The sequence below is a fragment of the Frankia sp. AiPs1 genome (genome assembly GCF_023716945.1).
Taxonomy (GTDB): domain Bacteria; phylum Actinomycetota; class Actinomycetes; order Frankiales; family Frankiaceae; genus Frankia.
The window spans coordinates 1-8,112 of sequence record NZ_JAMQQF010000257.1 but is presented as its reverse complement, the minus strand read 5'-3'; the positions used below and the strand labels follow the sequence as shown (position 1 = coordinate 8,112).

9 protein-coding genes are annotated in these 8,112 nt (G+C 72.6%); 3 read left to right on the top strand and 6 right to left on the bottom strand.

Translation table 11 applies throughout. From position 1 onward, the window contains the following. Nucleotides 1–50: 50 nt before the first annotated feature. Nucleotides 51–1,124, bottom strand: a complete 1,074-nt coding sequence (locus ND748_RS19805) for an LLM class flavin-dependent oxidoreductase (protein ID WP_251747494.1) — start codon at nucleotides 1,122–1,124, stop codon at nucleotides 51–53. A 113-nt stretch (nucleotides 1,125–1,237) separates the two neighbouring features. Then, nucleotides 1,238–1,801, bottom strand: coding sequence for a hypothetical protein (locus tag ND748_RS19800; protein WP_251747493.1), 564 nt, complete (start codon nucleotides 1,799–1,801; stop codon nucleotides 1,238–1,240). A gap of 374 nt (nucleotides 1,802–2,175) precedes the next feature. On the opposite strand from ND748_RS19800, the gene ND748_RS19795 reads away from it, so the two are divergent. Together ND748_RS19795 and ND748_RS19790 are read left to right on the top strand one after the other, a co-directional pair. Next, a complete protein-coding gene (locus ND748_RS19795) occupies nucleotides 2,176–3,012 on the top strand; it encodes a patatin-like phospholipase family protein (protein ID WP_251747496.1) in 837 nt (278 codons plus the stop codon). Nucleotides 3,013–3,028: 16 nt separating this feature from the next. Next, on the top strand, nucleotides 3,029–4,105 hold the full coding sequence (locus tag ND748_RS19790) for a 1-acyl-sn-glycerol-3-phosphate acyltransferase (protein ID WP_251747492.1): 1,077 nt from the start codon (nucleotides 3,029–3,031) through the stop codon (nucleotides 4,103–4,105). A gap of 12 nt (nucleotides 4,106–4,117) precedes the next feature. On the opposite strand, the gene ND748_RS34160 is transcribed toward ND748_RS19790, so the two are convergent. After that, nucleotides 4,118–4,651, bottom strand: coding sequence for a MarR family transcriptional regulator (locus ND748_RS34160; protein ID WP_308205673.1), 534 nt, complete (start codon nucleotides 4,649–4,651; stop codon nucleotides 4,118–4,120). A 95-nt stretch (nucleotides 4,652–4,746) separates the two neighbouring features. Between ND748_RS34160 and ND748_RS19780 the strand changes: the two genes are divergently transcribed. Continuing rightward, nucleotides 4,747–5,382: an NAD(P)-dependent oxidoreductase gene (locus ND748_RS19780; RefSeq protein WP_251747491.1), complete on the top strand. Its 636-nt coding sequence runs from the start codon at nucleotides 4,747–4,749 to the stop codon at nucleotides 5,380–5,382. A gap of 49 nt (nucleotides 5,383–5,431) precedes the next feature. On the opposite strand, the gene ND748_RS19775 is transcribed toward ND748_RS19780, so the two are convergent. The 3 genes from ND748_RS19775 to ND748_RS19765 all read right to left on the bottom strand — a co-directional run bounded on the left by ND748_RS19775 (nucleotide 5,432) and on the right by ND748_RS19765 (nucleotide 8,105). Continuing rightward, the gene (locus tag ND748_RS19775) at nucleotides 5,432–6,508 is read right to left on the bottom strand and encodes a hypothetical protein (protein WP_251747490.1); all 1,077 of its coding nucleotides are present in this window, start codon (nucleotides 6,506–6,508) and stop codon (nucleotides 5,432–5,434) included. A 102-nt stretch (nucleotides 6,509–6,610) separates the two neighbouring features. Beyond that, nucleotides 6,611–7,096, bottom strand: a complete 486-nt coding sequence (locus ND748_RS19770; protein ID WP_251747489.1) for a hypothetical protein — start codon at nucleotides 7,094–7,096, stop codon at nucleotides 6,611–6,613. A 223-nt stretch (nucleotides 7,097–7,319) separates the two neighbouring features. Continuing rightward, on the bottom strand, nucleotides 7,320–8,105 hold the full coding sequence (locus ND748_RS19765; RefSeq protein WP_251747495.1) for a hypothetical protein: 786 nt from the start codon (nucleotides 8,103–8,105) through the stop codon (nucleotides 7,320–7,322). Between the last annotated feature and the right edge of the window lie 7 nt (nucleotides 8,106–8,112).

Here is an 8,112-nt window from a genome sequence, read left to right as displayed (position 1 = left end):
GGCGGCGGCTGTGCACCGCCGGCCGCCCGGCCAGGCGTCGGCGAGCCCGGTCAGCGTGAGCGGGACGCCCCCGCCGGAGCGAACGCCGCAGCGACGGGGTCGGCCGGGATCAGGCCGCCGAGCTCGGCGACCAGCTCGTAGGAGCGGATCCGGTCCGCCAGCCGGTGGATGTTCGTAGTGATCATGATCTCGTCGGCGCCGGTCACGTCGAGCAGAGCGTCGATCCCGGCCCGGACGGTCGAGGCGGAACCGACGATGTGCGACCCCGTCGCGTTCTCGGCCGCGGCCCGTTCCTGCGGGGTCCAGGTGTGCGCGGCGGCCTCCTCGGGGGAGGGGAAGACGCCGGGACGGCCGCCGCGAATCCGCAGCATCGCCAGCCGGAGGGGCGCGGCGAGCCATTCGGCGCGCTCGTCGTCCTCAGCGCAGACCACCGCGGCGGCCACGATCGCGTACGGCTGCTCCCGGCCGGGCGAGGGGCGGAACGACCGGCGGTACAGATCGAGCGCCGGCACCGTGTTCGCCGAGCTGAAGTGGTGCGCGAAGGCGAACGGCAGGCCCAGCATCCCGGCCACCTTGGCGCTGTAGCCGCTGGACCCCAACAGCCAGATCGGCGGCGCCGGGGACTGCGGGAACGCGTGCACGCCGCGCATCGGATGGTCGGCGGCGAAGTCGCCGCCGGCGAGGAAGGTGGTCAGCTCGGCGAGCTGCTCGGGAAAATCGTCGACGGGGAGCAGCCCGGCGGTGCGCCGCAGCGCCCGGGCGGTGGCCGGATCCGTGCCCGGGGCCCGGCCGATCCCCAGGTCGATCCGGCCGGGGAACAGGGCTCCGAGCGTGCCGAACTGCTCGGCGACGGCCAGCGGCGCGTGGTTGGGCAGCATCACGCCGCCCGAACCCACCCGGATCGTGCTGGTGGCCGCGGCCACCTGGCCGATGAGGATCGATGTCGCCGAACTGGCGATGCCGGGCATGCCATGGTGCTCCGCCAGCCAGTACCGGGTGAAGCCGAGCCGTTCGGCGTGTCGGGCGAGTTCGAGCGACCCGCGGACCGCATCGGTGGGGGTCGTCCCGGTGCCGACCGGGACGAGGTCCAGCACGGACAGGGGGACGCTTCGGGTCGGTTTCACGACGTGGTGCAACGACGTGGCGGGGCCGCTGTCTTCCCTGTCCGCCACGTCAGAGCCGGTACCGGCCATGTCTCTGCCGGCCATGTCACGTCTGCGCCGGCCACGGTCACGCCTCAGCCGCCCACAGTTTCCATGTAGTCCTCGGCGACTTCGTCTAGGGCATCGCTGGGATGGCCGAGCGCCACCCGCACCCGGCGGCGCCCGACGAGCAGAAGGTCGAGCAGGAAGTCCGGCACCGGGGCCCGCTCGCAGCGGTGATAGCCCATCGTGAACCAGGTGTGGGCGTCGTCGAGCAGGCCGACCGCCTCCAGGCTCTCGGCCACCGCCTCGTACACGCCCGGATCGGCCGATCTCGCCGCCTTCAGCTCCGCCCGTAGCGAGCTGGCCTCCTCGGCCTGCCCGTCGCGCAGCAGCCCGTCGTGCAGCCAGACGCGGGGATCGACGGGGCAGGCGCTGCCGTCGGCCACCGCGGCGCGGTAGCAGCGGACCGCCTCGCGCCAGTCCTGGACGAGCCCGTACTGGCTGCCCGCGTCGACCAGCAGGGAGGCCCGGGTGATCGTCTCGCTGTGGGCGTCGGGCCGCTCGGCCAGTGTCTCCAGGGTGCCCGCCGCGCCGCGGTGATCGCCGCTGCCCGCCGCCCTGAAGACGATCTCATCCACGTCGTCGTCCGAAAGCATGCCGCTCATTCTCCCTGCCCGGGGTCGATCCCTGGCGGACGGGCACCGGCGGCGTGGCTGCGTCGGTCCCGTCCGGTCCCGTCCGGCTCTGGCCGACGATCCGGATTCGGACGGGTCGGCCGGCCCGGATCGGGGAAGGAGGTGATCGATCGCCGCCACGGACCGCGAGCGGTCGGCGTGGGACTGGCGGTCCGGCACAGGCGAGCGGTTCGGTGGATGGGGTGTGGGTGGACGCGACATCGGCGGGTCGGGATGAACGGCCGGAACTCCGGCCCGGGCGGGCGGTGGGCGTGCAGGCGGATGCGGCCGGCGGGGCGGATGCGGCGGGTAAAACGGATGCGGCCGGCGGGGCGGATGCGGCTGCCGGGGTTGGGGTGGCCTTCGTCCTCGGCGGGGGCGGCATCCTCGGCGCGAGCGAGGTCGGCATGCTGGCCGCCCTGTTCGACGCCGACATCCTGCCCGACCTGGTGGTCGGCACCTCCGTCGGCGCGATCAACGGGGCCGCGGTGGCGGCCGAACCCGCGCCCGCGACGATCGACCGGCTGACCGATCTGTGGTCGCAGCTCGGCATCTCCGACGTGTTCGCGGGCGGCCCGGCCCGGCGGCTGGCCACCGTCGTCCAACACGGCCACCTGCACTCCAACGCCCCGCTGCGCGCGCTGCTGCGCACGCACCTGCCGGCCGAGCCGATCGAGGACCTGCCGGTGCGATTCCAGTGCGTCGCGGCGAGCATCGAACGGGCCGCCGCGCACTGGTTCGACCGCGGGCCGCTCGTCGAGGCCGTGCTGGCCTCCTGCGCGGTCCCGGCGCTGCTGCCGCCGGTGCGCATCGGCGAGGAGCACTTCATCGACGGCGGGATCGTCGACAGCAACCCGGTCGGCCGGGCCGTGGAGCTCGGTGCCCACACGGTCTACGTCCTGCACGTCGGCCGGATCGAACGGCCGCTGCGGCCGCCGCGCTGGCCGTGGGAGGCCGGCCTGGTCGCCTTCGAGATCGCCCGCCGGCGCGGCTTCACCGAGGCGATGGCCCGGCTGCCCAGCGGGGTCGCCGTCCACGTGCTGCCGGTCGGAGAGCGCGGTGCCCCGCTGGTGCCACTGCGCTACCGCTCCACCTCGGGCCTGAACCGGCGCATCCAGCAGGCCCGGCAGGCCACTGCCGCCTACCTCGACCTCACCGCCGGCGGCCGCACCCGGCCGCTGGACGTGTCCTGACCTGGAGGTTGACGCCGTGGGCGTGCCACCGTGGGCGATCCGCCGATTCGTGGTCGACCCGTTGTTCGTGCCGCTCGCAGCGGCGCTGGCGCTGGTCGGGGTGGCACTCGCCGCGCTTGGCCTGCTCAGTGCGCCGGTCGACCGCCGGCTGCGGCTGCCGCGGGCGGCCCTGCTCGTCGCGGTCTACCTGAGCGCCGAGGCGGTGCTGATCGTCGTCACGTTCGGGCTGTGGCTGGCCCGGCCGGCTCTCGGCGGTCGGTGGGAGACCGCGCACCTGTGGCTGCTGCGCCGAACGCTCGCCGTGCTGGTCGCAGCCGCCCGGCGGCTCGTCGGGCTGCGCCTGGAGGTCACCGAGCCGCCAGTGGGGACGGCCGACGCCGGCTCGGGGCCCGTCCTCGTGCTCAGCCGGCATGCCGGACCGGGCGACTCGTTCGTGCTCGTCCACCTGCTGCTCAGTCGCTATCACCGCATCCCGCGGGTGGTGCTGATCGACCGGCTCCAGCTCGACCCGGCGATCGACATCCTGCTCGGCCGGCTCGGCGCCTGCTTCCTGCGCAACGACGGGTCGGACGACCACGCGGCCGGCCGGATCGGCGAGCTCGCGCGCGACCTGGGCGCCGGCGAGGCGCTCGTGATCTTTCCGGAGGGCGCGAACTTCACGCCATTGCGCCGGCGCCGGCTGATCGCCCGGTTGCGGGCGCGCGGCCAGTGGGACCGGGCGGCGGTCGCCGAGGATCTCGACGCCGTCCTGCCGCCGCGGCCGGCCGGGGTGCTGGCCGCGCTCGCCACCGGCCGGATCGCCGCCACGATGATCGTCGCGCATGCCGGCCTGGACGAGTTCAGCGAGCCCGGCGAGGTCTGGCGGGCGCTGCCGTTCGCGGCGCCGCTGCTGCTGCGCTGGTGGTGGGTGCCTGCGGCGGAGATCCCCAGCGCCGCGACGGGGCAACGGCAGTGGCTCACCATGCACTGGGCTGTGATGAACGCCTGGATCGGCGCCCAGCGCGCCCACGCCGCCAGCCGACCGACGCCGGCCGCCGCGGAGCCGCCGGCTGCCGCGGAGCCGCCGGGTGACCCGGTCAACCCCGCGGTCTGAACCGGGAGTCGCCTAGTTCCGCGAATCCGTCGAGTCAGACGCGGGCGAGTCGGGCGCTGCGCAGGCGGAGCGGGAGCGGGCCCGCAGGTGGGGATGGATCCCCGGGTCCAGTTGTAGCGTCGCGGCCACCTGGACCAGCAGGTCGACGAGGGCGTGCCGGTCGTCCGGGGTCAGGTCGCCGACGATCTCCGCCTCCATCGGCGGGATCAACGCGGTGACCTGGTCCACCAGCACCGCGCCGGCCGGGGTGAGCCGGATCTCGAACGCCCTCCGGTCCTGCGCGCTGCGGTGTCGGCGCACCCAGCCCGCCGCCTCCATCTCGTCGATCAGGCCGACCATGTTGTTGCGGTGCATACCGAGTGCGTCGGCGAGCTGTTGCTGGGTGCGGCCCGATGTCCCGGTCAGATTGCTCAGGACGCCGAACGCCCGCGGCGAGACTCCCAGCGGGGCCAGCCGAGCGGCGAACAACTGCCCCGCGCGCGCGCCGACCTGGGACAGCAGGAACGGCAGGGAGGTGGCGTAGGAGGCCGCCGGGAGATCGCTCACGGGTGTCGAGTCTAGGTGCTCAAGTGATTGTCATGTAAGGTGACAATCACTTGAGGGGCCCCTTCTGGGTGATGCGACGAACGGAGCTGGTCGGGATGAAGATCGCAGTCGTGGGCGCAACGGGGCGGACCGGAGCTCTGGTGGTCGAACAGGCACTGGCCCGCGGGCACCGCGTGACAGCGGTGGCGCGCAGGCCCGAGGCGGTGACGGCGCGGCACGACAGCCTGGAGGTCGTCGGGGCCGACGTGCTCGATCGGGATCAGCTTGTCCCGGTGTTCGCCGGGGTCGAGGCCGTCGTCTCGGCGCTGGGCGCCGCGGCCGGCCGGGAGCCGACGACGGTCTACTCCGCCGGCACCCGCAACCTGCTGGCCGCCATGCGGGCCGCCGGGATCCGCACCATCGCCGTGATCTCCGCGACGCCGGCGGGGCCGCGTGGCGAGCTGCCCTTCGTGCAGCGGCGGGTGATGATGCCCGTGCTCGACCGGTTCTTCGGCGCGGCCTACGCCGACATGCGGCGGATGGAGGAGATCCTGCGGGCCAGCGACGCCGACTGGATCGCGGTGCGCCCGCCGAGGCTGCTCGCCCGGCCCGCCACCGGGGACTATCGCCTCGTCGCCGAGGCGCCGCTGCCGAAGGCGCGCAGCATCACCTACCCCGACCTGGCCACGGCGCTGCTGGACGTGCTGGACCGCCGCGACCTTTACCGCAAGGCGGTCACCGTCGCGCAGTGAGCCGCCTGAGCCGCCGTGAGCTGCCTGAGCTGCCTGAGCTGCAGTGGGGTCAGGACCGGCGGGCCATCTTGATGGTCTTCTCGAGCTGGTCGCGGTCCACCTCGGCGACCCGCCCGTTCGTTGGCACGGTCGGGATGTGGCCGCCGCCGAGCACCAGGTCGGTGGTGTGGCGCAGACCCATGTCCTTCTGCTCGACGTCCAGGATGGCTTCCTCCACCCGGTAGAGCTTCTCGATCTGCGACACCTTCGCCTCGACCTGGGCGGCGACGATGCGCAGCCGGCGTTCGGCCTTGGCCAGGCGCCGCTCGAGCCGCCGGTCGACGATGTTCGGCATCGGCTCGTCGCGCTCGGTCGGGTCGTGCAGGTACAGCTCGACCGCCACGGCGACCAGCGGGATCAGCGCCTGGAACAGGATCACCGCGCCGCCGGTGCTCTCGCCGGCCGTGCCCTGCGTGCGCACGAGCACCCCGGCGATCGACAGCAGCAGGAAGATCGCCGTGGTCAGGCTCAGCGCCAGCGGCGATGACTTCGACTCGACGAGCTGCTCGCGGACGTCCAGCTCGATCTTGAAGCGGCCGGCGTCGGCATCGGTGAGCATCTGCTTCTGGGCGCGGGCGAGGATGGACGCCTTGATCCCGTGCGCGAGCGCCACCCCGGCGATGAAGACGGCGACGCCGAGCAGGCCGCCAAGCCACCACTCCGGGCCGTAGCCGCCGACGTCGGCGAGCACCGCGTAGGACTGGGCGAAGACGTAGAAGTCCAGGGCGGCGAGCAGGGTCAGGACGACCGTGCGGGCCGGCCCCGCCAACGCCATCTGCGGGATGCGCTCCTGCACCCCGACGCTGCGCCACAACCGGCCCTGCTCGACCTTGTTCTTGATCAGCTCGGTTCGCCGCTCGCGGCGTTCGGCCCGGGAGTCGATCTCCATTCGGAGCTCGGCGATCAGTTCCTCCAGGGTCCGCCCGTCGGCCCGGACGGAGGCCCGAACCTCCTGGACCTCCGCCTCCTCGAGGCTCTTGAGGACCTTGGGGCGGGTCTCCGCACCCGCCAGCGCGATGTCGGCGTCTCCCACCCGGCGGATGAGCTGCTTGGCCAGACGCCCTGGCTGGTTTCCCCTGCGCAGCACCGTTTCAGGCTCCTACTTTTCCGATCCGATGGGCGGTTGGTCGGGTGGGGACGAGCAACTAGTCGATGGGGACGAGCAAGTCAGTCGATGGGGACGAGCGGGTCAGTCGATGGGGCGAGCAAAGGTGCCGCCGACGAAGCAGAGCATGGCGCAGACGATGCCGAGCACCGAGGCGACCATGGCCTCGCGCGCCCCCTGCTGTTCGTCGCCGGAGAAGACCATGGTCAGCACGAGGGTGCCGACGCCGACCACGGCGCCGACGGTGCCGAGCATGAAGCGGCGGGCGATCGTCTCCCGCGGCGGCAGGGTCGACAGCGCGTCGATCGGGGCGATTCGGCCGGCCCGCGCCCGGTTGCCCACCCGGCGCCGGATGTCGCGCAGCCGGAACGTGTTGCCGGTGATGAAGAAGCTGAGCGCCGTCACGATCATCGATCCGGTGACGGAGACCTTGGCGAATGAGGACGACAGGGTCAACCAGACCCAGATCTCCAGCACCGCGAGCATGACCAGGCAGCCGGTGATCACGACCGTCGAGCGCATCAATGCCGGGCTGAAGTGCTGGTCCTCGGGCTCGTGTAGAACGCCCATCGGTCGTCTCCTCGGCTTGAGTTTCACCGGCGCCGTCGTGGCCAGCAGCGGTTCGGATGGATCGGCGTGGTGCGTGCTGCGGCGGTTGCGGACGGGGTGCTCCGGAAGTTCGGCGGCTGCCGCGACGGGCGCGACGGGCGCGACCGGACGGGCGGCTGGGATCGTCGGGTCAGTCGGGATGGTCGGGTCAGTCAGGACGGTCGGGTCAGTCGGGATGGTGGAGCTAGCTGCAGTCACTGCTGATCCGTCGACACAGTTCGCCCTTGAGATAGCGGGCGAGATCCTGCTGCGGCCGATCCGCCGCGCCCTCGTTGACCCCGAGGAACCGGACCTTGTCGTTGCCCACCGCGGTGATCTGCTGAGTTTCGAAGCACCGTTTTACCAGCGCCTCGGCGATGGACGCGGACGCCTTCTTGCCGTCGACGTTGAGGCAGTCGGCGTCCTGACCGGTGCCGAGCAGGTCGCTCCAGACGAGGACGGTCACGTCGGTGACTTTCACGTCGGGTGTGGATCGGACGGTGTTGAGCTCATCGTTGATGCCGGCGAGCAGACCTGTCGCGCTTCCCTTCGTGCTGACCCGCTCGGTCTGGACGACATGGTCGATCTCCGTGCCGAGGGCCTTGGCGGCGGCGACCCGGTCCTTCTCCTCGCGCCGGTTGTTGTTCCGTTTGATCTGGAACATCCGGTCGCCGTGGAAGCAGTCCGAGTACGTCATCGCCGTGCCACCACTGGCGACGAGCCGGATGTAGGCGCCGTTCTTCAGCGCCGTGTCGAGGTAGGGCTGGAGCCGGGTCGAGACGCGCTGCGCGGTAGCGGCCGAGTTGTCGGTCACGTCGAGCAGCACCAGCAGCAGCGGGGCACCGGCCTTGGGGGTGGACTCCTGAAACTTGGCGCAGTCGAGCGGGCCGTCCGCCTTGGACGTGCCGAGCAGGCCGCCGCCGTCGCAGGCGGCGAGCAGAGGTGTCATCAGCATGGCCGCCGCCACCAGCCCGGCCAGCCGGCCGCGCAGGTGGCGG

Excerpts from the sequence above, each read along its gene's own strand:
- ND748_RS19800 (WP_251747493.1), bottom strand. The coding sequence starts at position 1,801 with ATGCTTTCGGACGACGACGTGGATGAGATCGTCTTCAGGGCGGCGGGC.
- ND748_RS19780 (WP_251747491.1), top strand. The coding sequence starts at position 4,747 with ATGAAGATCGCAGTCGTGGGCGCAACGGGGCGGACCGGAGCTCTGGTG.
- ND748_RS19770 (WP_251747489.1), bottom strand. The coding sequence starts at position 7,096 with ATGGGCGTTCTACACGAGCCCGAGGACCAGCACTTCAGCCCGGCATTG.